Annotated in this window: 22 protein-coding genes and 5 pseudogenes; 16 read left to right on the top strand and 11 right to left on the bottom strand. The window is 70.1% G+C overall.

The annotated features are described in order from the left end of the window. Nucleotides 1-72: 72 nt before the first annotated feature. A complete protein-coding gene (locus tag WKH84_RS14765) occupies nucleotides 73-960 on the top strand; it encodes a histidine phosphatase family protein (RefSeq protein ID WP_341854195.1) in 888 nt (295 codons plus the stop codon). 13 nt (nucleotides 961-973) lie between these two features. On the opposite strand, the gene WKH84_RS14760 is transcribed toward WKH84_RS14765, so the two are convergent. The 7 genes and pseudogenes from WKH84_RS14760 to WKH84_RS14730 form a co-directional block, all read right to left on the bottom strand. Further along, entirely contained in the window at nucleotides 974-1,117 is a 144-nt protein-coding gene (locus tag WKH84_RS14760) for a hypothetical protein (RefSeq protein ID WP_341854194.1), read from the bottom strand. Between the two features lie 92 nt (nucleotides 1,118-1,209). Further along, nucleotides 1,210-1,923, bottom strand: a complete 714-nt coding sequence (locus WKH84_RS14755) for a CbiX/SirB N-terminal domain-containing protein (protein WP_341854193.1) — start codon at nucleotides 1,921-1,923, stop codon at nucleotides 1,210-1,212. Further along, on the bottom strand, nucleotides 1,920-2,786 hold the full coding sequence (locus tag WKH84_RS14750; RefSeq protein ID WP_341854192.1) for a uroporphyrinogen-III synthase: 867 nt from the start codon (nucleotides 2,784-2,786) through the stop codon (nucleotides 1,920-1,922). Before WKH84_RS14750 ends, WKH84_RS14755 begins: the two co-directional genes overlap by 4 nt. Beyond that, a complete protein-coding gene (gene cobA / locus WKH84_RS14745) occupies nucleotides 2,783-3,568 on the bottom strand; it encodes a uroporphyrinogen-III C-methyltransferase (protein WP_341854191.1) in 786 nt (261 codons plus the stop codon). The genes WKH84_RS14750 and cobA overlap by 4 nt, the downstream gene beginning before the upstream one ends. 97 nt (nucleotides 3,569-3,665) lie before the next feature. Next, on the bottom strand, nucleotides 3,666-4,052 hold the full coding sequence (gene nirD / locus WKH84_RS14740; protein WP_341854190.1) for a nitrite reductase small subunit NirD: 387 nt from the start codon (nucleotides 4,050-4,052) through the stop codon (nucleotides 3,666-3,668). After that, a complete protein-coding gene (gene nirB, locus WKH84_RS14735; protein WP_341854189.1) occupies nucleotides 4,049-6,613 on the bottom strand; it encodes a nitrite reductase large subunit NirB in 2,565 nt (854 codons plus the stop codon). The genes nirD and nirB overlap by 4 nt, the downstream gene beginning before the upstream one ends. 230 nt (nucleotides 6,614-6,843) lie before the next feature. After that, nucleotides 6,844-7,616, bottom strand: a pseudogene (locus WKH84_RS14730) (formate/nitrite transporter family protein); the annotation flags it as partial. A 256-nt stretch (nucleotides 7,617-7,872) separates the two neighbouring features. Here WKH84_RS14730 and WKH84_RS14725 point away from each other — a divergent pair. Continuing rightward, nucleotides 7,873-8,791 (top strand): annotated as a pseudogene (locus WKH84_RS14725) (LLM class flavin-dependent oxidoreductase); the annotation flags it as partial. Between the two features lie 98 nt (nucleotides 8,792-8,889). Here WKH84_RS14725 and WKH84_RS14720 read toward each other — a convergent pair. Further along, nucleotides 8,890-9,894 (bottom strand): M14 family zinc carboxypeptidase, encoded by a 1,005-nt coding sequence (locus WKH84_RS14720; protein WP_341854188.1) that lies wholly within the window; start codon nucleotides 9,892-9,894, stop codon nucleotides 8,890-8,892. Between the two features lie 228 nt (nucleotides 9,895-10,122). On the opposite strand from WKH84_RS14720, the gene WKH84_RS14715 reads away from it, so the two are divergent. The 3 genes and pseudogenes from WKH84_RS14715 to WKH84_RS14705 all read left to right on the top strand — a co-directional run bounded on the left by WKH84_RS14715 (nucleotide 10,123) and on the right by WKH84_RS14705 (nucleotide 11,987). Beyond that, nucleotides 10,123-10,704, top strand: coding sequence for a nucleoside deaminase (locus WKH84_RS14715; protein WP_341854187.1), 582 nt, complete (start codon nucleotides 10,123-10,125; stop codon nucleotides 10,702-10,704). 106 nt (nucleotides 10,705-10,810) lie between these two features. Then, a pseudogene (locus WKH84_RS14710) lies at nucleotides 10,811-10,978 on the top strand (cytosine permease); the annotation flags it as partial. Between the two features lie 91 nt (nucleotides 10,979-11,069). After that, on the top strand, nucleotides 11,070-11,987 hold the full coding sequence (locus WKH84_RS14705; protein ID WP_341854186.1) for a cytosine permease: 918 nt from the start codon (nucleotides 11,070-11,072) through the stop codon (nucleotides 11,985-11,987). 37 nt (nucleotides 11,988-12,024) lie between these two features. On the opposite strand, the gene WKH84_RS14700 is transcribed toward WKH84_RS14705, so the two are convergent. After that, nucleotides 12,025-12,216 (bottom strand): hypothetical protein, encoded by a 192-nt coding sequence (locus tag WKH84_RS14700; RefSeq protein ID WP_341854185.1) that lies wholly within the window; start codon nucleotides 12,214-12,216, stop codon nucleotides 12,025-12,027. A 104-nt stretch (nucleotides 12,217-12,320) separates the two neighbouring features. Between WKH84_RS14700 and WKH84_RS14695 the strand changes: the two genes are divergently transcribed. The 11 genes and pseudogenes from WKH84_RS14695 (at nucleotide 12,321) to WKH84_RS14645 (ending at nucleotide 23,702) form a co-directional block, all read left to right on the top strand. Then, nucleotides 12,321-12,545 carry a hypothetical protein gene (locus tag WKH84_RS14695; RefSeq protein ID WP_341854184.1) on the top strand — a complete coding sequence of 75 codons (225 nt, stop codon included), beginning with the start codon at nucleotides 12,321-12,323 and terminating at the stop codon, nucleotides 12,543-12,545. 221 nt (nucleotides 12,546-12,766) lie between these two features. Further along, the gene (locus WKH84_RS14690; protein ID WP_341854183.1) at nucleotides 12,767-13,075 is read left to right on the top strand and encodes a hypothetical protein; all 309 of its coding nucleotides are present in this window, start codon (nucleotides 12,767-12,769) and stop codon (nucleotides 13,073-13,075) included. 164 nt (nucleotides 13,076-13,239) lie between these two features. After that, nucleotides 13,240-13,737, top strand: a complete 498-nt coding sequence (locus tag WKH84_RS14685; protein WP_341854182.1) for a hypothetical protein — start codon at nucleotides 13,240-13,242, stop codon at nucleotides 13,735-13,737. A gap of 572 nt (nucleotides 13,738-14,309) precedes the next feature. Further along, nucleotides 14,310-14,672 (top strand): annotated as a pseudogene (locus WKH84_RS14680) (DNA cytosine methyltransferase); the annotation flags it as partial. Nucleotides 14,673-14,881: 209 nt separating this feature from the next. Next, a complete protein-coding gene (locus WKH84_RS14675) occupies nucleotides 14,882-15,652 on the top strand; it encodes a DNA cytosine methyltransferase (protein ID WP_341856911.1) in 771 nt (256 codons plus the stop codon). 36 nt (nucleotides 15,653-15,688) lie between these two features. Continuing rightward, nucleotides 15,689-16,147, top strand: a complete 459-nt coding sequence (locus WKH84_RS14670; protein WP_341854181.1) for a very short patch repair endonuclease — start codon at nucleotides 15,689-15,691, stop codon at nucleotides 16,145-16,147. A gap of 41 nt (nucleotides 16,148-16,188) precedes the next feature. Next, nucleotides 16,189-18,903 (top strand): hypothetical protein, encoded by a 2,715-nt coding sequence (locus tag WKH84_RS14665; protein WP_341854180.1) that lies wholly within the window; start codon nucleotides 16,189-16,191, stop codon nucleotides 18,901-18,903. Next, the gene (locus tag WKH84_RS14660) at nucleotides 18,903-19,877 is read left to right on the top strand and encodes a PD-(D/E)XK motif protein (RefSeq protein WP_341854179.1); all 975 of its coding nucleotides are present in this window, start codon (nucleotides 18,903-18,905) and stop codon (nucleotides 19,875-19,877) included. Before WKH84_RS14665 ends, WKH84_RS14660 begins: the two co-directional genes overlap by 1 nt. A 10-nt stretch (nucleotides 19,878-19,887) precedes the next feature. Next, complete coding sequence (locus WKH84_RS14655) at nucleotides 19,888-21,852, top strand: hypothetical protein (RefSeq protein WP_341854178.1); 1,965 nt, start codon at nucleotides 19,888-19,890, stop codon at nucleotides 21,850-21,852. Further along, complete coding sequence (locus WKH84_RS14650) at nucleotides 21,780-23,420, top strand: hypothetical protein (protein WP_341854177.1); 1,641 nt, start codon at nucleotides 21,780-21,782, stop codon at nucleotides 23,418-23,420. Before WKH84_RS14655 ends, WKH84_RS14650 begins: the two co-directional genes overlap by 73 nt. Nucleotides 23,421-23,453: 33 nt before the next feature. Then, nucleotides 23,454-23,702: a hypothetical protein gene (locus WKH84_RS14645; RefSeq protein ID WP_341854176.1), complete on the top strand. Its 249-nt coding sequence runs from the start codon at nucleotides 23,454-23,456 to the stop codon at nucleotides 23,700-23,702. Nucleotides 23,703-23,729: 27 nt separating this feature from the next. Here WKH84_RS14645 and WKH84_RS14640 read toward each other — a convergent pair whose 3' ends face one another. Beyond that, a complete protein-coding gene (locus WKH84_RS14640) occupies nucleotides 23,730-24,374 on the bottom strand; it encodes a hypothetical protein (RefSeq protein WP_341857029.1) in 645 nt (214 codons plus the stop codon). A 79-nt stretch (nucleotides 24,375-24,453) separates the two neighbouring features. Next, a pseudogene (locus tag WKH84_RS14635) lies at nucleotides 24,454-25,041 on the bottom strand (acyltransferase family protein); the annotation flags it as partial. Nucleotides 25,042-25,113 lie beyond the last annotated feature (72 nt).

Raw genomic sequence — 25,113 nt, 5'->3', positions numbered from 1 at the left:
GCTCGCTGGGAGTCGTGGGCGACGCGGTCCCCGGGGGCGTCGGCGAGGGAACGGACCGAAGAGGGCCGCGGAGTGTCGGTCACGTCGGTCCTGACCAGCGCCGGGGCCCGGTTCCCGGCGGCCGGCGAGCGCGGCGGCGAGACGCTGGAGGCGCCGCCCCGGGAAGCGGCCGAGGTCGAAGGCGCTGTGATGCAGACCGCCGCCGGGGCCGGGGGCGCTGTGATGCAGACCGCCGCCGAGACCGCCCCCGTGCACGCTCACGACGGATCTCGTACGGTGCTGAGCATGCGCCTCCTCCTTCTCCGCCACGGCCAGACGCCCTCCAACGTCGAGGGGATCCTCGACGCCGCCTATCCCGGGCCGGGGCTGACCACGCTCGGTCACGCCCAGGCTCGTGCGGTCCCCGCCGCGCTCGCGCACGAGGACATCGCCGCCATCCACGTCTCCCGCCTGCTGCGCACCCACGAGACCGCGGCCCCGCTCGCCGCCTCGCGCGGGCTCAGCCCGCGCCTGGCCGAGGGGATCGAGGAGATCCGCGCCGGGATCCACCAGGGCCGGCAGGACGCGGAGGCCGTCGACGCCTATCAGGACAACCACCAGCGCTGGAGCGCGGGCGAGCTCGAGGGCGGGGCGCCCGGCGGCGAGACCGGGAGGGAGTTCTGGGACCGCTGGACCCGGGCGCCGCGGCACATCGCGGATCAGCACGCCGAGGACGCGACCGTCGTCGTGGTCAGCCACGGCGCCGCGATCCGCGTCTTCGCCTCGGTCGCCGGCGGGCTCGGCGCCGCCTCGCTGTCCGAGCGGCCGCTGTACAACACCGGGCTCGTCACCCTCGTCGGCGATCCCGCCGCGGGCTGGCGCGTGGAGGACTGGATCTCCAGCCCCGTCGGCGGCGAGCACCTGCTTCGCGATGCCGAGCACGACGTGACCGCCGACGACACGGCCGACGCGAAGGCCTGAGGGCCGCCGCAGGTCACCGCGCCGTCGGCCACTCCAGGCGCGGGGTGTCCGGGCCCGCGTAGGGCGCGTCCCCGACCTCGGCCTGCATCCGCGCGGTCAGCTCCTGCATCTCGGCGAGCGCCTGCGCGTAGGCGGGATCGCCTGCCGCGTCGGTCATCTCCGGCGGATCGGCGACGGGCCGGCTCGGGTCGCCGGGACTCCATGCCCTCGCTGCGCAGTCTCGCAGGCGACGCCGTCCGGGCGTCGGTGTCAGCGGACGGCGGCGGCCTCGAGCGCGGGACGCGCCTGCCGGAACCGAGCCGCGGCCACGGCGATCACCGCCGGGTGGTCGCCGAGAGGGGCGGAGACGAGATCCGCCCCGGCCCGCTCCACGAGGTCCGCGAAGTGCCCCGGGGCGAGCACGTAGCTCGCGGCGATGACGCGGCGCGCCCCCGCGGCGCGGGCCCTGGCCACCGCCTCCGGGATCGTGGGGGCGCGACCGGCCCCGTAGCCGACGGTGACCGGGGCGGGCAGGCGCGCGGCGAGGAGGTCCCGCATCCGCTCCACGGCACAGGCGGCGGCGGAGTCTGAGGAGCCGGCCGCGGCGAGCACCACGTGATCGCCCGGGCGGTGGCCGGCGTCGCCCCCGCTGACCGCGGCCAGACGGTCGCGCAGGGACCGCACCAGCGGCTCGTGCGGGCCCAGCGGCTCGGCGGCCGCGGCGCCGGGGTGCGGGGCGACGGCGGCGGCAATGTCCACGGAGGTGTGGAATCCGGTCGAGAGCAGCGGCGGCGGCACCACGACGGGCCCGTGCGCGGCGGCCTCCGCGACGACGCCGGCGACCTCGGGCGACTCGACGTCGACGTAGGCCTCCCGCACCTCGGTCCCGGGGATCGCGTCGGCGAGGGCGGCACGGATCCGGGCGACGGCGGCGCGGCCGGCCGGGGAGCGGGTTCCGTGCGAGCAGGCGACGAGGGTGGTCATGAGGCGTCCTCCTGGAGGCGACGGCCGGCGTCGGCGGGATCGAAGTGCTGGACGACGGTGCGCACGAGCGCGCCCATCCGGCCGCGGGCGGGCAGCGGCGCGGGGATGCCGCGCGCCTCGAGAGGCCCGGCGGTGAGGGGGCCGACGGCCGCCATCAGCAGGCGCCCGGCGCGGGCGTGCGCGGCGATGCCGGGCAGGGCACCGGCCCGTTCGGCCGCGGCGAGCCAGTTCTCGGTGCCGGGTGCGGCGGTGAACAGCACCGCATCGACCTCGCCGACGGCGGCGGCGAGCGCGGAGCGGTGCACGGCCGCGGGGTCTCGGGGCGGTCCCCAGCGGTAGACGGTCAGGGCCGTGACCTGGGCGCCGGCCTGTTCGAGCGCCTCGTCGAGGCCGTCGGCGCCGGAGCCGTGGTGCTGGACCGCGGCGCGGATCCCGTGCAGGTCACGGCCCGCGAGGTGCTCGATGATCTCGGCGGAGGTGCCGTCGGCCGCGACCCAGTCGACGGTGAGGCCGACCTTCTGGGCGGCGCCGCGGGCCTTCGGACCGCGGGCGAGGACGCGGGTGCCGGCGAGCGCGGCGCGCAGGGCGGGGGCGATGCCGGCGGCCTCGGCCGCCTCGAACCAGCCGCGCATCCCCACCCCGGTGGTCGCGATCAGGAGCCGCGGCGGCCGGGCGACGAGCTCGGCGGTGCGCTCCAGCAGCAGCGGGTCGTCCACGTGCGGGATCATGCTCATGGCGGGGGCGTGCTGGATCGCGGCGCCGTGTCGCCGGAGCGCGGCGGCGAGCTCGTCGGCCCGTCGGTCCAGGGCCAGGACGAGGCGACGCCCCTCGAGCGCGGACGAGAGGCTCGCGGGGGCGCTCACGCCCCGGGTCCCGCGACGGGCGACCGTGCGGTCGGTGCCGCGGAGCCGGCGGACTCCATCGGCGCGGCGAGGGGCGCGGGAGAGGAGACGGACGGAGCGACCGTGAGGACGCGCGCGTCGAGCGCCGGCGGCTCCTCGCCGAGCGACCCGGGCCGGGCGACCTCGCCGATCACGATCACAGCCGGGTCGCGCACCTGCGCCTCCTCTGCCGCGCGCACGGCGCGCTCGAGGGTGGTGCGGGTGGTGCGCTGGCGCGGGGTGTGCCCGTTCTCGATGATCGCGACGGGCCTCTCCCCCGGCACGCCGTGGGCGCGGGCGGCGGCGACGAGGGCGGGCAGGGTCCGCACCCCCATCAGCACCACGGTGGTGATGCTGTCGTCGGCGAGCGCGGCGAGGGTCGCCGGGGACGGGCCGTGCGGCCCGGCGGCGTCGTGACCGCTGACCACGTGCACGCCTGCCGAGGTGCCACGGTGGGTGACGGGGATCCCGGCGGCCTGGGGCACGGCGAGGGAACTGGAGATCCCGGGGACCACCTCGACCTCGATCCCCGCCGCCCGGCAGGCGAGCACCTCCTCCCCGCCGCGGCCGAGCACGAAGGGGTCGCCGCCCTTGAGCCGCACGACCGTGCGTCCGGCGAGGGCGTGCTCGACCAGGAGCACGCTGATCCGCTCCTGCGGGACGGGGTGGTGGCCGGGGCGCTTGCCCACGTCGACCAGCGGCGCGTCGGGACGCGGCTCCGCTCGGATCTCGGCGGCGGGGCCCAGCCGGTCGGCGATCACCACGTCGGCCGCGCGCGCGGGCGCAGGGCGCGCACGGTGAGCAGATCCAGCGGACCGGGCCCGCCGCCGACGAGGGCGACGCGGCCGGGGACGGCGCCGCTCATCGCGCACCCCCGCGCGCGACGTACAGGTCCCCGTCGAGGGTGCGCACGGGCCAGACGCGCGGCCGCTCCACGGCCTTCCCGCGGGTGTCGACGCAGGTGCCGGAGCGCAGGTCGAAGACCTGCTTGTACATCGGGGAGGCGACGGTGGGCCGTCCCGCGCGGGAGCCGACGATGCCGCGGGAGATGACGTTCGCGCCCGAGTAGGGGTCGTGGTTGTCGACCGCGCGCACGTCCCCGCCGGGCGGCAGGAACAGGGCGACCTGCTCCTCGCCGAGGAGGGCGGCGCGGCCGCGCTCCACCTCGAGGTCGGTCAGCGGGCACAGCCGCTCCCAGTTCGCGGCGAGCCGCGGGGCGAGGGCGGGGGTGGTGAGGGCGGTGCTCATCGTCGTACCTCCAGGGTCGTGCCGGCGATCAGGACGCGGGCGTCGCCGCGCTCCTCGGGCCGGGCGGGGCGGAGCTGGCCGCGCTCGGGGACATGGGCGAGGCCAGGGTCGGGGGTGGTGGGGGCGTTGACGAAGGAGCGGAAGCGGGCGAGCTTCGCGGGATCGGCGAGGGTCTCGGCCCATTCGTCGCGGTAGGCCGAGACGTGGCGGGCCATGGCGGCGTCGAGGTCCGCGGCCAGCCCCAGGGAGTCCTCCATGATCACCGCGCGCAGGGAGTCGATCCCGCCGTCGAGGGACTCGACCCAGGGCGCGGTGCGCTGGAGCTTGTCCGCGGTGCGGAGGTAGTACATGAAGTACCGGTCCAGCGTGCGGATCAGGGTGGCGTCGTCCAGGCCCTCGGCGAGCGGCTCGGCGTGGCGCGGGGTCGCACCGCCGTTCCCGCCGACGTACAGGTTCCAGCCCTGGGCGGTGGCGATGATGCCCGCGTCCTTCCCGCGCGCCTCGGCGCACTCGCGGGCGCGCCCGGAGACGCCGAGCTTGAACTTGTGCGGGGCACGCAGTCCGCGGTAGCGCGCTCGAGGGTGACGGCCATGCCGGTGGAGTCCATCACGCCGTAGCGGCACCAGGCGGAGCCGACGCAGGACTTCACGGTGCGCAACGACTTGCCGTAGGCGTGGCCGGACTCGAAGCCTGCGTCGACCAGGCGCCGCCAGATCAGGGGCGAGCTGCTCGAGGCGGGCGCCGAACATGTCCACGCGCCGCCCGCCGGTGATCTTGGTGTACAGCCCGAAGTCGCGGGCCACCTCCCCCACCGTGATCAGGCCCTCGGGGGTGACCTCCCCGCCGGGCATGCGGGGGACGACGGAGTAGGTGCCGTCCTTCTGCAGGTTCGCCATGACGTGGTCGTTGGTGTCCTGCGGCGTCGCGTTCTCGCCCTCGAGCACGTGGCCCTCGGGGACGAGGACGGCGAGGATGCTGGCGAGGACGGGCTTGCACACGTCGCGGCCGCGGCCGCGGCCGAACCGCTCGATGACGGCGCTGAAGGTGTCGAGGCCCGAGACGTGCACGGCGTCGAAGAGCTGGCGTCGAGAGAGGTCGAAGTGCTCGCACAGTCCCGTGGAGACGGCCTTGCCGAGCTTCGCGAGCTCGCCTGTGACCAGGGATTTCACCATGACGGTGCAGGAGCCGCAGGTGGCGCCGGCCTTGGTGCAGGCGGTGACCTCGGCGGCATCGGTGCGGCCCTGCTCGCGCACGGCGTGGCGGATCGTCCCGGCGCTCACGGAGGAGCAGGAGCAGACGATCGCCTCATCCGGCGACTCGGGGGTGGGGGCGGAGCCGGCGCCGGCGGGCAGGAGGTGCACGGCCGGGTCGGCGCCGAGCGCTCCGCCCACGAGGGGGCGCAGGGAGCCGTAGGCGGAGGCGTCGCCCACCAGCATCCCGCCGAGCAGGGTCTTCGCGTCGTCGGAGAGGACGAGCTTCTTGTGGACGCCGCTGACGGGGTCGGTGTAGACGACGTCGAGGGCACCTGGGGTGGTGGCGAAGGCGTCACCGAAGCTGGCGACGTCGACGCCGGAGAGCTTGAGCTTGGTGGAGAGGTCGTAGCCGTCGAAGGTCGCGTCGCCGCCGAGGATCCGGTCGCAGACCACCTCGGCCATGGCGTATCCGGGGGCGACCAGGCCCACGCACTGCCCGTCGAAGGCGGCGACCTCGCCGATCGCGTGGATGCGGGGGTCGGAGGTGGTGCAGGCCGCGTCGATCCGCACGCCGCCGCGCTCGGCGCAGTCCAGGCCTGCCGCGCGGGCGAGCTGGTCGCGGGGGCGCACGCCGACGGTGAGGACGACGAGGTCGGCGGGCGACTCGGTGCCGTCCCGGAGGGCGACGGCCTCGACGGCCCCGTCGGGCCCGGGGCGAAGCGCGGTGGTGCGGGCGTCGGTGCGCACGGCGATGCCGCGGGCCTCGATGAGGCGGCGCGGCACGGTCCCGGCGGGCAGGTCCAGCTGTGCGGACATGAGCCGGTCGCTGGACTGGAGCACGGTCGCCTCGGCGTCCATGCCCTGCAGGGCGCCGGCGGCCTCGAGGCCGAGCAGTCCACCGCCGACGACGACTCCGCGCACGGGGCGGTCCAGGGCCGCGGCCCGCTCCTGGACGTGGCGGCGCAGGTCCTCGACGTCCGCCAGGGTGCGGTAGACGAAGCCGCCGGGCGCCTCCGCGCCCTCGACGGGGGGCCGGGCGGCGACCGAGCCGGTCGCGAGGACCAGGTGGTCGTAGGCGTGGACGGTGCCGGAGGCGGTGGTGACGGTGCGGGCGCCGGTGTCGATCGCGGTGGCCGGGTCGTCCTCGTGGAGGGTGACGCGGGGGTCGGCGAAGATCGTGGCGGGGAGGGTGAGATCCTCGGCGGTCTCGCCGTCGAAGAAGCGGGTCAGGCCCACCCGGTCGTAGGGGCGGCGGGCCTCGTCGCCGAGGACGGTGATCTCCAGACGGTCCTCCGCGCGGGTCACCAGGGAGTCGACCAGGCGGTGCGCCGCCATGCCGGCGCCGATCACGACGATGCGGGCGCTCATCGGGTCGCCCCCACCAGGTCGGCGGTCTCGGTGGGTCCGTCGGCCGACGGGTCGGCGGTGGAGCCGGCGGCCGGTGCGGCGGGCGACGACGCCCGGAGCTCGGTCTGGTCTGCGGACGCACCCGAGGTCGCGTCGGAGGTCACGGTCGCGCCGGGCGCGGCGGAGGTGGCGGCGGGCTCCGTGTCCGCAGGCACGTCGGCCGGAGCGGCGGCGTGGCGGCGGTGGGCGAGGAAGAGCGGAAGGGCGACGAAGGCCAGCCCGCCCACGAGGTTGCCGATCACGGTGGGGATCTCGTTCCAGATCAGGTAGTCCAACAGGGTGAAGTCCGCGCCGAGCAAAGAGGCCGGAGGGGAACAGGAACATGTTCACGATGGAGTGCTCGAAGCCCATGTAGAAGAAGAGCATCACGGGCATCCACATGCAGGCGATCTTCCCGAGCATGCTGTCGGACATGAACGCGCCGACCACGCCGGTGGAGACCATCCAGTTGCACAGCACGCCGCGCACGAACAGGATGAGCATGCCGGCGGCGCCGTACTCGGCGTAGCCGACGGTGCGGCCGTGGCCGATCTCGGAGATCGCCTCGCCCACGGCGCTGGGCTCGGTGGCGAAGCCGTAGGTGAAGTAGATGGCCATGAGCACCGCGACGGCGACGGCGCCGATCAGGTTGCCCAGGAACACCAGGCCCCAGTTGCGCAAAGATCGCGGGGAGGGTGACGCCGTCTCGGCGGGCGAGCCAAGCGAGGGGCACCAGGGTGAACACCCCGGTGAGCAGGTCGAAGCCCATCAGGTACAGCAGGATGAAGCCGACGGGGAAGAGCGCCGCGCCGAGCGCCGGCTGGCCGGTCTGAGTGGAGACGGTGACGGCGAACGCGGCGGCCAGCGCCAGGATCGCGCCGCCCATGATCGCCCGGAGGATCGTGGCGCCGGTGGAGTAGGAGGTCTTCGCGGCGCCGGCGGCGGTGAGCCGGTCCACCAGGTCGGCGGGCTGGACGTAGGACATGGCGGCTCCTGGGGCTCGGGGAGAGTGGTCATGTCCCGTGCGCCTGCGCGGGATGCGGCCATCCTGTGGCTCCCGGGCCCGGGGGCGAAGACCAGAAGGGGCCCGTGACCTTCTCGTGACATGGGGTCTCAGGGGAGGTCCGCGGCGGGAGCCCCCGCTGCTCCCGGGAGCCCGGGAAGAGGAACGGCACGTGAGGCGTTGACCCCGTGGGTGCCGGGCGAGCCGGCCGGCACCGTCACTCGACGAAAGGTCCCCCATGCCCGTCCCGCTCTCGATCCTCGACCTCGCGACCGCCGCGCGCGACCAGACCCCGGCGGACGCGCTCGAGGGCACGGTCGCCCTGGCCCGAAAGGCGGAGGAGGCCGGGTACAGGCGGGTCTGGTACGCCGAGCACCACAACATGGCGTCGATCGCGTCCTCCGCGACCTCGGTGCTGATCGCCCACGTCGCCGCGCACACCAGCACGATCCGGCTCGGCGCGGGCGGCGTCATGCTTCCCAACCACTCCCCGCTCGTGATCGCCGAGCAGTACGGCACCCTCGAGACGCTCCACCCGGGCCGGATCGACCTGGGCCTCGGCCGTGCGCCGGGCACCGACCAGAACACGATGCGCGCGGCGCGCCGCGCCGCCGCCTCCGCCGACTCCTTCCCCGAAGACGTCATGGAGCCGCAGGGCTACCTGCAGGGCCGGTCCCGGATCCCGGGCGTGGACGCCTACCCGGGCAAGGGCACCGACGTCCCGCTGTTCATCCTCGGCTCCTCGCTGTTCGGCGCGGGCCTCGCCGCCGCGCTCGGGCCGCCCTATGCCTTCGCCTCGCACTTCTCCCCCGGCGCTCTCCACGAGGCGATCGCGCTCTATCGCCGCGAGTTCCAGCCCTCCGAGCGGCTCGAGAAGCCCCACGTCATCGCAGGCTTCAACGTGATCGCCGCCGACGATCGGGCCGACGCCGAGCGCCAGCGGCACGAGATGATGCGCGACCGGGTGGCGCTGCTGCTCGCGCCCGGGCACCAAGTACACCGACGAGCAGGCCGACGAGTTGCTCGCCGCGCCCCAGGCCCAGCACCTGCACCAGATGGCGACCTACAGCGCCGTCGGCACGCCGGACGTGGTCCGGGACCAGGTCGCCGAGTTCGCCGATGCCACCGGCGCCGACGAGCTGATCATCGCCCACCAGGGCCCGCGGGTGGAGCAGCTGGCCGCGGTCCGCGGAGCCGCTGGCGGAGGCGTACATGCGGTGAGGGTCCCCCTCGGCCGCGGCCCGCGCCGCCGCCCTCACTCGTCGGGGTCGTACCGCCCCTGGGTGGGGAGGGTGTCCCAGAAGGAGGTGTCGGCGGCCTGGATGGAGCCGTCTGCGATCGCGCGGGTCGTCTCCTCGAGGGTGATGACCGTCTGCCGGATGAGGTAGCCGCCGCTGCGGGCACCGAGCACGTAGCTCTCACCGGAGTGGTCGGCCATGCCGCGCATCTCGAACAGGAGCGTGGCGATGTCGTACTCGACGGCGAGGCCGTTGCGACTGATGGTCTCGGCGGAGCCGCCGTTGTACTTGCCGATCAGCCCCCAGCCGGTCGAGTCGACCGCGTCGTACACGACGGCGCCGAGTCGCTTCGAGCGCTCGACGAGCTCGGCGGAGGCGTTCGGGGTGGTGGGGTACAGGATCGAGCCGGAGACCCAGTCCTCGCCGATCGCGCTGTAGGCGCCCTGGTGGTGGAGGTCGATCATGTAGTCGATGTCGTAGGCGCCCAGCACGTTCTCGTGCGGCGCCTGGGTCTCGGGCTGGAGCCGGTCGACGTGGTCGCGGTTGAGATCGACTTCGCGGGCGTTGTAGCGGGTGAGGTGCCGGTCGCCGTGGGCGATGTAGCCGTCGAGGGAGAAGTCGACGTCGCCCATCGCGCCGTCGGGGTTGAGCATCGGGACGACGAGCACGTTGACGCCGTCGAGCACATCGCGGTTGCGGCCGGTGCCGAGGTGCTTGATGAACTCGAGCGCTCCCTCGGTGGTGAGCCGCTCGTTGCCGTGCTTGCTGGGTGAGGAAGAGGATCGTGGGGTTCGCGGGGTCGCCGATCCACGAGGCGAGGTAGAGGTCGCGGCCCTTACCGACTGCCCGATGACGTCCAGCCGCATCGCCGGTCGCTTGTCGGCCTGCTTGTGCAGGAACGCCGCGACATCGTCGTAGGTGGAGAGGTGGGCGGTGGTGATGTTTCCGTTGCCGCCCCATTCGGGGCCCTTGCCGACGGCGTGGGCCGCGGCGGGGAGGGTGAGGAGGGGGAGCGCCGTCATGGCACCGATGACACGTCGTCGTGTGAGGTGGGTCATGTTCTGACCCAAGCAGAGCGGCCGCACAGGTTTCAAGGGACGATTCGGACGAGTTCTGGCCGAAACGGGCCGACGTGCCGCGGTGACGCGGACCGCACCGGGTCTCGCCGCCGGCGCGGGGCACGCGGCGTCGGGCGTATCGGCTCTACGATCACCTGCGACCCCTCCCCCACCCCGCAGGAGCACTCCGCCATGACCTGGACCCCCACCGCCGAGGACGACCGCCGCTTCCTCTCCCTCGCGATCGAGCAGGCGCAGAAGAGCTGGGACGAGGGCGGGGTGCCGATCGGCGCGGTGCTGGTCCACGACGGGCAGGTGCTCGCCGCCGGTCATAACCAGCGCGTGCAGAAGGACTCCGCGATCCTGCACGGCGAGACCGACACGATCGAGAAGGCCGGGCGTCTGCGCGCGAGCGTGTACCGGGAGTCGGTGCTGTACACGACCCTGTCGCCGTGCATCATGTGCTCCGGCACCGCGCGCTGTACGAGATCCCGCGGATCGTGGTGGGCGAGAACCGCACCTTCGAGATGGCCGAGGCGGCTGCTGCGCGAGCGGGGCGTCACCGTGGACGTGCTCGATGATCCCGAGTGCGTGGCGCTGATGGAGCGGATGATCGCCGAGCGTCCCGAGATCTGGAGCGAGGACATCGGCGTGGAGACGGGCGAGCTCGGCGCGTCGACCGACGGGGCCGGCTCCGCCGGCGAGGGCGCGCAGGCCGCGGGCGCTTCGGGCGCGGGCGCCGAGGGCTCCGACGTCGACGGCGCGGGCCGGTGACCGCGGCCGAGCGCGCGAGGAGGCGGCGGGCACGGAGCCCGTCGACCCCGACTACCCGGTCACCCCCGTCCCCGCCTCGGCGCGGCGCGGCGTCGTCTCGATCTCGGTGGTGCTGATCGGCTTCACCGTCTTCGCGCCGACGCTCATGGCCGGCGCCTCGATCGGCGCGGCCTTCCGCTTCAGCGAGTTCCTGGTCGTCTTGCTGGTGGGCTCGGTGGTGCTCGGCGCGTACGTCGCCGCGATCGGCTTCCTCGGTGCCCGCACCGGCCTGACCACTGTGGTGATGTCGAGGTACACCTTCGGCACCGCCGGGTCGAAGCTCGTCTCCGTCGTCGCTGGGCGGCACGCAGATCGGCTGGTACGGGGTGGCGGTCGGCTCGATCGGGCAGATGACCGCGCTCGCCTTCGGCTGGGAGAGCGCCTGGGCTCCGGCGCTGGTGATGATCGGCGTCTCCGCCCTGATGATGCTGACCGCGCTGTACGGCTACGAGGGCATGTACTGGGTCTCGCTGATCTCCACGCCGCTGATCCTGGTGCTCGCCTTCTGGATCACCGCGCTCGCGCTCGGAGAGGTGGGCGGCTGGCGGGGACTGTTCGACATCGCCCCCACCACCTCCATGACCTGGGCCGCGGCCGTGACGACCGTGGTGGGCACCTTCGCCTCCGCCGGCACGCAGGCCGCGAACTGGACCCGGTTCGCCAGGCGCGGCCGCGACGCCGTGATCGCCTGCGGGCTCGGCTTCGTGATCGGCAACGGGCTGATGGTGTTCTTCGGCGCCGTCTCCGCACTGGCCTTCGGGGAAGGCGACTTCACCACGCTGCTGCTGAGCATGGGCATGATCGGCTGGGGACTGTTCTTCCTGTTCGGGAACCTGTGGAAGTCCAACGCCGACGCCGCCTACGCCTTCGGCGTCGCCGGGGCCGAGCTCGCGAACGCGAGGCGCAAGGGGCCCTTCATCATCGGTGGCGTCGCCATCGGCACCGTGCTCGCGCCGCTCGGCGTCGAGGGGCACATCGTGGGTTACCTCAGCCTCATCGGCATCCTCATCCCGCCGGTCGGCGGGGTGCTCATCGGTGATTGGATCGCCCGCTGGCGCGGCGGGCGACCGGCGCTGTCCACGCTCACCGAGAAGGTGCGCTGGCAGGCGCTCGTGCCGTACGTGGCCGGGTGCGTGGTGGCGTGGGTGTCGAACGAGTACGCCATCGGGATCGCGCCACTGAACGGGATCGTGGTGGCGCTGGTAGGGGCGTGGGTGCTGGGGGTGCGGGCCGGGCGGCGGTGAGGGCGTCGCGTCCGGCCGACGGGCGGCGTCTGCGGGCTCAGCCCCAGGCGCCGCCCTCGTCATCGGTGAGCGGGAGAGTGCCCGCGGCGCGATGGCGCTCGTACAGCTCGTGCTGGTGAACCCGGCGCCTTCGATCGTCACCGGCCGACTCCATCGGTGGTAACGCGGGCCACGCTGAGACGCTCGCGACGAGGTTGCCGCAAAAAACAACTGGCATCGGCACCTCCAAGTAGCGCTCCTCGCGCGTCTTCTCGATCCTCTCACGCACCTGCTCCCCGTGAGATCGAGGATCCGCGACAGATCCGCCGAGCGCACGTTCGTGACGAGGTTGAGGTGCGCGACGGGGCCCGTCTCGAAGGCCTTGATCTGGTCGGGCTCGAGCCACTAGGAATTACCGCGGCCGACACCGCCGAAGGCCATGATCCCGATCAGGCGCTTCTCGCCAGTGGCGTCGTCGACGGACTCGAAGTCAACCAGGGCGTCGCGTGCGCCGCACGTGTCTGTGGCCTCGCGGCCGGCAACGCATTTGAAGGCGATCACGGCCATGGTGGCCCGTGACTCGATCTTGTGGTCGGATAGCTCGAGCAAGTCTGCCTGGTTCATGCCGTGACCACGGCAGAAGGAGCCGACGGGTGAGACGACCTCAACCCACCCACTCTGGACCACCCTTCGACACGCCAACCCTATACTTCTATGTACCACCGAGCTTCACGCCTGTAACCCAACCCTAGTCGACACGTCAACAACCACGCTTCCCGTTGCCCAAGATGAGGTAGAAAATGGCCAAGGATGCCCCAGACGAAAAGTCACTGAAAAGCGTGTTCGTCATCTCCCCCATCGCAAAAGTGGACGACGATGGATTCGATTTCACAAAATTATTCCTCGAAGAGATCGTAAAGCCTGCGGTAGCAGAAGTTCCCGGATTTGGTACGCCCGTCCGCGCAGACGACGTTCGAGCTCCCGGCTCCATCACCTCGAAAGTAGTTAGCGATATAGTCGCCGCCGACGTCTGCATTGCAGACCTCACGGGGCGGAACCCGAACGTTATGTACGAAGTCGCCATAGCTCACGCGCCGACAAGCCGGTAATACTCCTTCAACAGGAGAGCGGCGGGCCGCCATTCGACTTCACCGACGAGAGAGTTATTCAGTACTCCACTCGGGCAGATCGAGCTAATAGCGCTAAGCGACAATTGGCAGAATACCTTCGGAACGCCCATCACGAAGATGGCGACGAGCACCTGCAACGAACCATGCATCCGGTCAGGACCATATTCCGACAGCCGCAGGCTCGCGAAAACGCTAGCGACCCGCAGCAAGCCATCCTGGATCGCATCGAACTGATCGCCAAAGACATTCAGGACTTCAAGTACGTCCCCGACACTGAGGCTCCCCCGCTCCGACCTGAACAGAAATCGTCGCCCTCGGGCGCCATCAGGCCATCAGTGCGAGCAAATTACATTAAGTCTCGGAACGCCGGCGAGGCTTTGCATCCAGGGAGTGCCAAGCCAGCCGACCTCACCGAGATATACTACACAAAGATCCAAGAAATGATAGACAAATACCTCGGATCAGACTTATCTCGCAATTTCGCCGACCACACGAATGCCGGCTCGCCATACGTGGAGCAGATCGATTCAATCCACTCACTACTGGCCGAGGTTGAGGACAATTCAAAGCTGACGCAATCGCAACGGAAGGAAATTCTGAACGAGACGTCCGATCTAATTCGCGCGCTACCGCCATTTTAGAACTATTCGCACCCGCTCGCGCAAAGGCACGCGTGCGTGCACTTCATGCCAGATGGTCAGGTGAATTTTTAGCGACTACCGAATGTGTTGACACGCTTAGTACAGCTAACGCCAGTTCCTTCACTGGCGCACACCTGCCGTGGGGCCCGAATGAGGTTAGGTCGATAACGATGCGAGCACCCCGGACGCACGAACTCGCATTCGAGCAATCCTACTTGATGACGCAAATTCCTTGGCTCCGCTCTTTCCTGCCCGTTGGGCGGGCGGACGGAATTGCTGGGCACTGCCCTCATCGAGTGGAGTCGTCCAACCGATGCCACCGCCTGCCCGCGCCGCGACGGCTCAGTTCCGGTCGGCCAGCTACGGTGGCAGACCATGGGGGTAGGCGACAGCATCGTCCAGGCGAGCACTACGCAGGAGTGTCGGTGCCCTCGTGGAGGATCAGCCTGCTGGCGAGCCGCTTCCCACATGCCTGACGAGCTCCCTGGCCAGGGGCTTATTCGGGTATAAGGCGCTCAATACGAGAGAAGAACTTCGGAGGTGGCTTCGTGCCGGACTACGTGCTGGGCGAGATGTTCAGCGGCCCAGGCGGGATCGCACTCGGCGCTGAGGACGCGAGTAGAAGGATCTCCGGCGACGGAGGCTCTTCGATCCGCCACGGCTGGGCCGTGGAGTACCACCCCGACACTGCCCGCACCTATCGCGAGAACATCGAGGGCGCCGGCGAGGACACCGTCTTCACCGCTGACGTCAGAGCCTTCGACCTGAGAAAGGTCCCGAAGTTCAACGCGTTCGCGTTCGGCTTCCCGTGCAACGACTTCAGCACCGTCGGCGAGCACAAGGGGCTGGACGGCGACTACGGCGCCCTCTATACGTTCGGGGTGCACGCCCTGGCTCTCCACGAGCCGGACTGGTTCATCGCGGAGAACGTCTCCGGGCTGTCGAAGGCCAACGGCGGCATGGCGTTCGGGAAGATCCTCTCGGCGCTCCGGCGCCCCGGCGCGGCCGCCCTCACGGACTCGCACTTCACCGAGTTCTACGGCGCTGAGGCGGAAGCGGTGAACCAGGATCTCGAGTACGAGCTCGTCGCCCACCTCTACAAGTTCGAGGAGTACGGGCTCCCGCGGCGGCGCGGCACCGCTTCATCATCACCGGGATCCGACGCGACATCTACGAGAAGCTGGGACACGGATTCCAGGTCCCGAAGCCGACGACGCCTCAAAGGACTCAGCAGAAGACGGCGTGGGAGGCCATCGAGAAGGACCCGATCCATCCCGAGGCCTACAACAACACCCGGATCAAGCACCGCCAGTCGGTGGTGGACCGCCTCGAGGCCATTCCTGCCGGCAAGAACGCCTTCAACACGCAGTTCAAGGACGAGTCACTGCGCCTCAACGTCAAGGGCGTCACGCTGAGCAACATCTATCGACGGCTCGCTCGCGACGAGCCCTCCTACACGGTGACCGGCTCCGGCGGCGGCGGTACGCACATGTACCACTGGGAAGAGCCGCGGGCTCTCACCAATCGAGAGCGAGCACGCCTGCAGACGTTCCCCGACTGGTTCCAGTTCTTCGGGGGGACTCCGAGCGTCCGTCGCCAGGTCGGAATGGCCGTGCCCCCGGAAGGTGCGCAGGTCGTCCTCGAAGCGATGCTGAAGACCTTGGACGGGACGTCTTACGCGAGCGTCGGCCGTCCCAGCATCGACGCCGATGAACTGATCCGCGCCTACGAGCTCGCCGAGCACGGGGAGGCGGCGCAGATGCACCTCGAGAACGCGTTCTCGGACCAGGAGCAGGATGACGAACTCCGCGTCCTCAACCATCCGCATCTCTCCGTCGCGCCCGGCGGTCGCGAGCCCGAAGATCCAGAGCTGGGCGTCGTCGAGGCCGTGGAGGCACGCCGAGCCTCCAGCTGACCGCTCACCGGTCGATCGCTGAGGGAGGAGCGGACGATGGAGGTTCCTGCTCCTCAGCCGAGCAACGAGAATGCTCGTCTGACGATGCAGGCGAACCGGCGGAAGGACACGACTCCGGAGCTCGCAGTGCGCCGTCGGCTCCATGCGGCGGGGCCGCGCTACCGGGTGGACTTCCCCGCCGACGCCACGGATCGACGGCGACGGGCTGACATCGTCTTCACGCGCGTGAAGGTGACCGTATTCATCGACGGTCGCTTCTGGCACGGTTGTCCCGAGCACTTCATCCCTCCGAAGAGCAATGCCGACTACTGGGGGCCGAAGATCGCGCGGAACATGGAGCGCGATCGAACCTCAACCGCACGGCTGAGCGATGCAGGATGGCGGGTGCTCCGCTTCTGGGAGCACGAAGATCCCGACGACGTCGCGGCACGGATCATCGACGCAGTGCGTCCACGGAATCGGATTCTTCCGCCGGATGTCAGCCACCGCAGATAGCCTGTTCCCGACACCACGGACGAGATCAGGGGGAGAACGGAATGGCGGAGAACCTGCTGGACGATGACCGATTCCGGGACGCGCTCGGCGCGTACGAGGGTATCCTCGCAGGGCGCGACGGACAGACGGATCAGGGCGCGGCTCACCGCGAGGTCGTAGCGATCGTCGAAGGCATCTTCCCCGGCTTCAGAGCGGCGCTTGAGGCATACGTCGACGCGCAGGAGAACACCGTCAAGCGCATCAAAGACGGTGACATGATCCGGAAGGACGGAGGCCGGCCGGAGTGGTACAGCGGGGCGAAGACGCGGATCGGTGAATGGCCCGCATACCGTCGACGCCTCGAACAGGGCGGTCTGCCCGCCGACGCTGTGGAGTCGATCCACCGCTCCACCGACCGCATCCTCCGCCAGTGCGCCAACCCCAGGGCAGTCGGCGACCGCCGCAAGGGTCTTGTCATCGGCTACGTCCAGTCGGGCAAGACCGCGAACTTCACCGGTCTCATCGCCAAGGCTGTGGACGAGGGCTATCGGATCATCATCGTCCTCGCCGGCATGTACACGAACCTCCGCGTCCAGACCCAGCTCCGGCTCCAGAAGGACCTGGGGATCGACATCGTCGAGGAGCGCTCGGGGCTCGCCTGGCGGCGCTTCACCAGCCGGAACGCAGACATGGGCAAGGACAGCGGCCCCGGGGTTCTCTCCTCGACGAGCAACGTCGCCCTCATGGTCGTCAAGAAGCACGAGATGAGGCTCGCGAACGTCACCAAGTTCCTCGAGTCGATCCCGGAAGCGACCCTGAACCGCCGCCCCGTCATGATCATCGACGACGAGTCCGACCAGGCGACTCCGAACACGCTGGGCGCGAAAGATCTCGTCTCCACCATCAACAAGCGGATCCGAGCGCTCTGGGCCGCAGTCCCCACCGGCACCTATGTCGCGTACACGGCGACCCCCTTCGCGAACGTCTTCATCGACCCCTCTGATGCCGGCGACCTCTATCCGGAGGACTTCGTCTCCGTCTTTGCCGAAGCCCGACAGCTACATGGGCTCCGAGCTCTTCTTCGACGTCGATCAGACCGTCGACAGCGGAGAGGACGAGGTGATCCATCAGCTCGCCCACGAGGTGCCGGAGCACGAAGCCCAGATCTTCACACCACGGCCGAAGAAGATCGACGAGTTCTCCCCCGAGATGACGCCGACGCTCGCCGCCGCGATCCGCTGGTTCATCCTCGCCACCGCGATCCGGGAGCTCCGCACCTCGAAGTCCCGGGACTCCTCGATGCTGGTCCACACCTCCCAGCTCGTCCGAGTCCACCAGCAGACCAAGGAGGTCATCTCCGGATTCATCTCCGACGTCGCCCTGGACATCGACGACCAGGAGGCGGAGTTCCGCTCGGTCTACGAGGCGGAGAAGGACCGTGCGGTGTCGCTGCGCGGCTCCGAGGAGATGCCCGGGTGGGCGGCTCTGTGGCCCGCCGCGAAGAAGGTCCTCGAAGGTGTCGTCGTCAAGATCGACAACGGGGCGTCCGACGATCGCCTCGTCTACGACCCGGACTCCACGCAGACGGTGATCGCCGTCGGCGGCGGCACCCTCTCCCGCGGCCTGACGCTCGAGGGGCTCGTCGTCTCGTACTTCCTGCGATCGAGCAACACCTACGACACGCTGCTGCAGATGGGCCGCTGGTTCGGCTTCCGCCCCGGCTATGCCGACCTAGTCCGGGTCTGGATGGGGCCCGGGTCGCTCGACGAGTACGCGCACCTCGCGACGGTCGAGAAGCGGCTCCGCGACGAGGTCGCCGAGATGGAGAAGGAGGGGCGCACCCCCGGGAGTTCGCGATCAAGGTCAAGAGCCATCCCGGGCGCCTCGAGATCACCAGCAAGGGGAAGATGGAGGCGGCGAGGCTCGCCCGCGCCGGGCTCGGAGGGACGAGGCGTCAGACCATCTATCTCGACAAGTCCGTCGCGGGACGGGAGCGCGCGCTCGAGGCCTCGTCGGGGCTCGTCCGCCGCGCGATCGAGATCGGTCGACCCGTCCTCGCACGCGGCGCCCACTCCTCCCGCCGCACCTCCACCCTCATGTACCAGGGCCTCACGAACGCCGACCTGCTCGCCTTCCTCGAGCAGTACTGGGTGTCTCCGACCGATCGCTGGCTGCGGCCCGAGGGCATGGCGAGCTGGCTCGGGCGCCACGGCGGCGACGCTGAGTGGAACCTCGTGCTCGTCTCCGGCTCCTCGAAGAGCGACCATGAGTACGCACCCGGCGTGACCGTGCAGGCGTCGCGCCGAGCCCCGCTCAAGTCGAAGAACTGGTCGGCGAGCACGCTCGGCGTCGCCCTCCCGGATGACGCCGAGATCGTCAACATCCGAGCGCTGATGGCCGGCGACGACTACATGCTCGACCTCCGGATCCTCGCCGACAACGGCGAGCTCGATGAAGAGGATCTCAAGGTCCTCGACGGCGTCGACAAGCGGAAGGTCAGCGCCGTGAAGGCGGCTCGCAGTCTGATCCGCCCCGGCCAGGGAGCGATCCTCCTCTATGCCGTCGACGGCCAGTCGGAGCCCGCGAAGGACTCGCAGACGAGGACCAGCATGGATGCCGACGGGACGATCATCGGTCTCGGCGTCGTCTTCCCCCACGCCGAGGACGAGGATCCCGAGGAGTACTGGTCCGTCGAGCTGGAGGAGCAGGATGCAGAGGCGGAGGCCGCCGTCGCACGCGACGAGGAGGGCGACTACGTCAGGAACGAGGAGTCGTGATGAGCCGGGGCCATACCCGCGTCCAGAAGGCCTACGAGCGACTCCGTGCCGAGCGGGTGCTGGAGGGCGAGTCGGTGTCCACGGTCCTCGGAAGCCCTTGGCGGCTCCAGGACGCTCTGCTCGTGAAGGATCACGTCGGGCTCATCCATCTCATGACACGGCTTCCGGAGGAGCGCGAGAGGTTCGAAGTGCCGCTCGGCCGCCTTCTCCGCGCCGCCTGGATCGCGACGAACGAGGACGGAGGGCGACGCGACTGGCTCGACGTCGTCTGCACCGATGCCCGACTGCTGCGGACGTTCCTCTCTCTGATCGGCGAGATGCTCGACCGCTCGGATGAGAGCGGGCGGCCCAGCATCGACGAGCTGGCGGAGGTCCTCGAGTCGTGGCGCGCCGCGCTCGCACGAGAGCGCACCGCGATGGACAGGAACCGACTCGTCGGGCTCTTCGGAGAGCTGACAGTGCTCGAGCGTCTCGCCGCGCGAGACCCCCAGGCCGCGCTCTCGTCATGGAAGGGCCGGCAGGGAGCGGTGCACGACTTCTCACGCACCAACGCTCTCGAGGTGAAGACCCTCGTCGGCGACGGCGACCCTGCAGTGACGATCCATGGCGAGCATCAGCTCGATCCTCCCTCCGGCGGCGCTCTCCATCTCGTGGCCTTCCGCATCGCCGACAGCACCGAGGGCGAGTCACTGGAGGAGCTCACCGCCCGGATCGCCGAGCACGGAGTCCCCTATGAGGACGTCCTGAGGACTCTGGGAGACGATGCCCCCGGCATCGAGGACCGTCAGCGACGCTTCGTCATCGAGGAGATCCGGCTCCATGAGGTGACCGGTGACTTCCCCGGCCTCCGCTCGTCGAGGCTCAGCCCGGAGACCCTGCGCGGCGTCTCAAACATCTCCTACCAGCTGTCCCTCGACGCCTGCCCCGGCCGGCTCGATCCGGACCAGCTCGACGCCGTCCTCGAGAATCTCTGAACAGGACCTCATGATCAAGACCCTCCAGTGGTTCCCCAAGCGCTTCTCCCCCGGGGACATGGACGCCTCCGGCGGAGATCGGCTCCTGGGGAAGACCGAGCTCTCCCGTCTGGCCGTGCTGATCCGCGAGACTGCGCAGAACAGCTGGGATGCTCGGAACGACCGCGGCCGTCCGCTCTTCGGGATCAGTCTCCGTCGCACCGACTACCGTCTGCGCGATGACCTCGCGGATCTCCTGTCGGAAGGACGTCACGGCGACCTCTCCTCGATGCGCCGCCATGCGAACTTCCGCATGCTGGAGATCTACGACAGAGGCACCCGCGGGCTCGACGGCCCGTCCGACCTGTCGCCGGCCGGCAAGGGCCGCTCAGCTCGCTTCCAGGACCTCATCCTCAAGTTCGGCGTCTCCCACAACAACGGGACCACGGGTGGGACATACGGATTCGGCAAGACAGCGGCGTTCGCGTACAGCGGCATCGGCACGGTCATCTACTGGACGCGCCGCCGCAATCCTGAGGGTGAGATCGAGGATCGTTTCATCGTCTCGGCGTTCGGCGAGTCCTACCAGGAGAAGGGTGTCCAGTTCACAGGGCGCCACTGGTGGGGCCAGCGCTCCGAGGACGGCGAGTCGGTGCTCCCCGTCGTAGGAGACGATGCGGCGGCGCTCGGGGCGAGGCTCTTCGAGAGAGGATTCGAACCGGGAGAGACGGGGACGTCCCTCCTCATCCTCGATCCGCTCATCGCGGACGAGGAGGATTCTGAGGACGCCTCCGTCGAGCCGCTCCACAGGCCGCGCAGCGATGCGTCCGAGATGGAGCAGGACTTCGAACGCCGAGCACGACACGCGATCCGCGCGAACCTCTGGCCGAAGATGATCACCGCGCCCGGGGACGTGGAGTCACCCATGGCTCTCGAGCTCACGGTGAACTCCCGACCCGTCGACCTCGGCATCGACGAGGGCGGCTCGCTGCTTCTCTGGGGCTCCGGTCTGAACGCGATCCGTGCCGCCCGTTCGGACTCTTCCGAGATCAGGACTCCTCAGGGGGTAGCGGTCGAGGTGATCGAGATCCTGAGGTACCGGAAAGTCATCGGCCACCTCGCCCTCGTCCGCCGCATCCCAGCCGCCGAGCCGTATCTGGCCTCCGACGATCTCGATCCCGCGAGGGAGGAAGAGTCGCGCATGATGCGCATCGCGCTGATGCGCGGGCAGGCCGAGCTCGTCGTCACGACCGTGGACTGGGTTCGGCGCGAAGCTCCTGCGGGCACGGACTGGCTCGCTGTCTTCAAGTCGGCTGATGACTTCGACGAGTACTACGCCGAGGCAGAGCCCCCTGCGCACGACAACTGGGTGACGGAGGGCTCGAGCAGCGAGTCCTCCAAGATCATCCGCCACACCAAGACCCGGGTCCGGGACAGGATCATCGAGGCGATCCATCCCGCGGTCGCGGAGCAGGTCCCGACTTCCCCGAAGTTCTTCCGTTCCACGGGAGCTCTGTCTCGCCGGCTCGGCGCCATCCTCCCCGGCCCTGCGCCACAGGTCTCCGACGACTCCGGTCGGTCCGGCACAGGACGGCGACGCACCGAACGGCGAGCTCGCTGGACGGTCGAAGCCGGGGCTCCTCGGCTTGTACGCACTGCGGCAGATGGGACACAGGAGCAGGAGGTCCGATTCATCGTCGCCGGCGATGGGCCTGTCGGGCGAGTCCGCCTGAGCGTCAGCCTGCTGGGAGACGAGGGCCTGCACGAACCGGTCCCCCCGCAGGACCTGGCGATCAGATGGCGACGACGCCGCACCGGAGGGGAAGGACATGGCAGTCGTACGGACCGGCGAGGAGGCCGGCGTCCGCTTCCTCGGCGCACCTCGGCGCGCCCTGAGGGTCGAGATCACGGCAGGAGCGCCCGATGGCCGTCCTTGAGTCGAAGCCCTTCCTCGCCCCGTTCAGCGCTTCGGTCAGCACGTCGATCGACGTGCTAGAACCAGCGACCGCTGTGGAGGAGCTCGCCGATGTCTGGGAGCCGGGACAGCGCATCGTCCTCCGCTGCCGTGCCGAGCTCGCCCCGGACTTCTGGGCGCAGACCGGAATCCCCTCCGACGAGGCGATCACGATGGTCGGGATCGCCACGTGCCTCCCGGCGCGCGCGACCTGGCGCAAGACGGCTCGATTCACCGAGCAGGACGGCGTCTGGAGCGCTGAGGCCCTCGTGGAGGTCGACGGCGGGGTCATCGCCGTCGAGGTCCTCGCGGATATCTGGATAGTCGGTCCCGGGCGGACCGGCGGCACCGACCCGAGGAACGCCGTGCATCTCGGCGCGAAGCTCTGGCGGCTGCCCAGGCCGCTGCGACTCGGGCTCGAGAGCGACGATGCGGCGTTCCCGACGACGGCGCTCTCCTTCGCACGGACCAGTCGCCGTGATGTGCCGTGGCTCGTCGAGGCCACCCCAGAGGCCGAGCCTGCGTGGAGGGTGAGCACCGCGATCCGCCTGTATGTGAACGTGGACTCCCATCTCGCGGCGGAGATCCTGGAAGGCACCGCGGCTGAGGACATCTACTCGCTCATCCAGAGCGACATCCACCTCGTCGTGTTCCACAAGCTCGCCAACTGGAGAGACACGATGACACCCCGGCAGATGGAGGACCTCGCGGAGCATGACCACGAGACCCTGGCGGCATTGGGCCTGCTTGCTGGCGCAGAGCATCGGACTGCCCCTCAGCGAGGCCATGAGGATGGCTCGGGAGGAGCCTGCGAACCTCATCGCTCGTTCTCGCGAAGCGCTCCGTTTCGGCGCGGAAGGAGAAGAGGCATGAGCCGCATCTATCCCCAGCTGACGCGCGAGGACGCCGCCACGGCGCTGAGCGAGCTCGAGGAGAGGCTGAAGCAGGGCGAGCCTCCCCGCTCTCTCCCCGATGGGACTCTCGACCCGAGGACCAGGTTCACCAGCTTCGGAGGCGCACCCGTCGGCGTGTCACGCCTGCGAGAGCTTCACAGCTCGCTGACGAAGGCGCTCTCCTCCGTCCCCGAACGTGGCCGCGATGCCGATCGGAAGTTCGACGCGATCACGGGAAGGTTCCTCGTCGACTGGTTCGAGGTGGACGGGAGAGGACAGGCGTCCGACCCGGAGATCTGGCCCTACCTCACGATCCTCGTGCTCCCCGATCTCGCAGTGCGTCGATTCGGCCCAGACCGCTCCGGCAAGCTTCCCCGCGACAGATACCTGTCCGGCCGCAGGAACGTGTTCTATCGCGCGTACCTGCGCTCGTGGATCCTCGGCGACCTCCTCGACGATCCGGAGTCGCCCCTCTACGAGGATGACCTCGTCGGCCTCGTCGATCGCAATCTCTCCGCGGATCATCGCGTCGCCCAGGCCATCGCCGAGCAGGTTCGCGGTCTTGCCGGTCACGAGAGCCGACGGGAGCTCGTCCGGAACGGGCTCAAGGCGATCCAGTACGAGCCGCGGGTCACCGATCTCTCGTCTCTCGACGACTCCGCGCTCGAGCACGCGACAGCAAGAATCTTCCGCTCTGCGGGGGATTTCCCGAGCTGAACATTCCGACGCTCACTCATCAGGAGGAAAGCAGTGGCACTTATCCGGCGCTTCATCGAGCTCCATAGCCAGGGCTCGATCCATCGATCCGAGACTGACGCCGGATGGGCGAACGTGCCCTACGGCGAGGAGAACCTCCTATACATCGGGACGTACGGCTCCGCCGAGAGGAAGTCCGGCCCGAAGCCGAGCCAAGCCATCCATCTCGATCGCGAGCGTCTTGCCGAGCTGATTCGGATCCTCAAGCGCGTGTTCCCGGGGATCGAGCACGACGCAAGCTGAAGCCAGCCGCGGCGAGTTCGCTTCGTCTCAGGCGCGGTTCGGCGTACGCCGCAGGCCCAACACCCCGAAGCCCCACAACCCCACGACCGGCACGAGCGGCCACCACCAGGTCACGCCGCTCTCCCCCACGACGCCCACGGACGCCATCACGGCGAGTCCCGCGATGATGCACACCGCCGCAGAGACCGGCTTCCACACCGGCGGGGCCGGCCGGTCGTCGGCCCGCGCTTCCTCGAAGCGGCCCATCGCCAGCACCACGAGGCCCGTCAGCGCCAGCGAGACGAGCGCCCACAGCGGCCGGGTCGCCCACCACAGCCCCGTCAGCGGCTCGGGCGGCACCACCCGAGCATCGAGCGCCAGGAGCAGATGGGCGAGCCCCACCATGACGGTGAGGTGCCACAGGAACCAAGTCATGATCCGCTGGTTCACGAGCACGGTGACGAACCACAGCCTCGGCCGGCGCAGCGACGCCTCGAGCGGCTTCTCCAGCGAGAGCACGAGCCCGGCCTGGAGCATGCCGAGGAAGGCCATCGTCACGCGCGTCGGGCTCGAGTTGGAGATCGCGTCTCCCCCGGCAGTGATCATCGAGACCGGATACGGGCCCACCAGCACGAGCAGCAGCAGGCCGACCAGACCGATCCCGGCCAGCGAGCATCCGTCTGCCGATCCCACTGAGGCGGCCGTCGAGCCAGGCGTAGCCGACCTGGTGGAACGCCGCCCAGACGAGAAGGTAGTTCGGGTACCCGAGCAACGGCTGGTCCGCGGCGATGCTGATCGCGTCGACGACCCCGGCGAGCGCGATGCCGCCGATGATCGACCACCAGCCGAAGCGCTCCCACAGCCACAGGCACGGCGGCCCCACGAGGATCACCATCAGGTACGCGGCGAGGAACCAGGTGGGGATCAGCGCCATCTGCGAGGCGAGCCGCACGGCCGCATGCGGGGCGCCGAGCGCGACCGCGACAACGCCGATGACGAGCCAGGTCAGCAGCAGCGGGATCAACGGGATGCCGAGGCGGCGGAGCCTCGTGCGCGACCACTCGGCGTAGGCGATCTCCTTGCGCCTCGCGGAGCGCCAGGAGAGGCCGTTGGAGTACCCGCCGACCAGGAAGAAGATCGGCATGACCTGGAACAGCCAGGTCAGCGGATGGGTCCACCGCGCGTCGTCGAGCACGCCGTGCGGGAGGATCCCGCCGTCGGGGTCGATGGCGATGATCGTCCAGTGCCCGAGGACCACCACGGTGATCGCGGCGGCTCGCAAGAAGTCGACGACCCGGTTGCGGGAGGCAGGGGTCGCGGCGTCGATCTTCTCGGCGCGGCTCGGGCGCGTGTTCGTCATCGGGTCCCCTCCCCTTGTCGATCCGCGGCGATGCCGCTGGATGTGGCGACAATCTACCCCGGTCCGCGCGAC

The sequence above is a fragment of the Brachybacterium sp. GPGPB12 genome, from assembly GCF_038396325.1.
Classification (GTDB): domain Bacteria; phylum Actinomycetota; class Actinomycetes; order Actinomycetales; family Dermabacteraceae; genus Brachybacterium; species Brachybacterium conglomeratum.
Note: the sequence above shows the minus strand (reverse complement) of the source record. Positions and strands in the feature narration are given on the sequence as shown.